Below are 1,246 nucleotides of genomic sequence, written 5' to 3' on the forward strand. Positions count from 1 at the left end.
CCTAGTGCTCTGTCCATGAACGTTGGCCGGTTTGGTGACACGCCGGTCAGCGTTCGGGGTGGGTGATCGACTGGCGGTCAGGCTGGGTGGATGGCAGATCCAGTCCGGGTGCGCAGGTTGTCCGATCATGAAGGGCAGCGGTTGCAGCAGATTGTGCGAAGAGGGACCGGCTCAGCAGTACGGCTGCGTCGGGCGATGGTGGTGCTGGCCTCGGCTGGCGGGAACACGGTCCCGGCGATCGCCCGGCTGGTCCAAGGCGACGAGGACGCGATCCGCGGCGTGATCCACCGGTTCAACCAGATGGGGATGGCCAGTCTGGACCCTCAGTGGGCGGGTGGCCGTCCCCGCCTGATCAACACTGAGGACGAAGCGTTCATCGTCGCGACGGCCACCACGCGACCCGAGGTACTCGAGCAGCCGTTCACCCGTTGGAGTCTGCGCAAACTCGCCGCCTACCTGGCCCGCAACCCGCACCGGGTCGTGCAAGTCGGGCGGGAACGGCTGCGGCAGTTCCTGCGCAAGCACGAGATCAGCTTTCAGCGCACGAAGACCTGGAAGGAGTCCAACGACCCTGATCGGGACGCGAAGCTGGCCCGGATCGAGCACGTCACCAGCAGGTTCCCGGATCGGGTGTTCGCCTTCGACGAGTTCGGGCCACTGACCATCCGACCGCACCTGGGAGCCGGCTGGGCCCGGAAAGGACATCCGGACCGGTTGCCGGCGAACTATCACAAGCTGCATGGAGTCCGGCAGTTCCACGGCTGCTACTCCGTCGGCGACGACACTCTCTGGGGCGTCGTGCGCAGGAAGAAGTCCGCCGCTAACACCCTTTCCGCGTTGAAGTCCATCCGGGCCGCGCGCCCGGACGGGGCGCCGATCTACATCATCCTGGACAACCTTTCCGCCCACCGCGGCCAGACGATCCGGGCCTGGGCGGCCCGCAACAAGGTCGAGCTGTGCTTCACCCCGACCTACTCGTCCTGGGCCAACCCGATCGAGGCGCACTTCGGGCCGCTGCGCACGTTCGTCGTCGCGGGATCGAACCATCCGAACCATCCGGTGCTGGCTCGGCGCCTGCACGACTATCTGCGCTGGCGCAACGCCAACGCCCGTCACCCCGACGTGCTTGCCGCGCAACGCCGTGAACGCGCACGAGTCCGCAGCGAGAAAGGCATCCGCTGGGGCGGGCAACACCTCACCCCAGCCGCCTAACCAACCCGGCGAACCTATCTGGACAGAGCACTAG

The 1,246-nt window shown here is 66.9% G+C and carries 1 protein-coding gene; it reads left to right on the forward strand.

Annotated features, from left to right (window positions below):
- The first annotated feature begins 195 nt into the window (after nucleotides 1-195).
- Nucleotides 196-1,212, forward strand: a complete 1,017-nt coding sequence (locus tag EV186_RS38660) for an IS630 family transposase (RefSeq protein WP_243754551.1) — start codon at nucleotides 196-198, stop codon at nucleotides 1,210-1,212.
- Nucleotides 1,213-1,246: the final 34 nt, after the last annotated feature.

The sequence above is a fragment of the Labedaea rhizosphaerae genome, from assembly GCF_004362825.1.
Classification (GTDB): Bacteria; Actinomycetota; Actinomycetes; order Mycobacteriales; family Pseudonocardiaceae; genus Labedaea; species Labedaea rhizosphaerae.

Coding starts and splice junctions, on each gene's coding strand:
- EV186_RS38660 (WP_243754551.1), top strand. CDS start 196: ATGGTGGTGCTGGCCTCGGCTGGCGGGAACACGGTCCCGGCGATCGCC.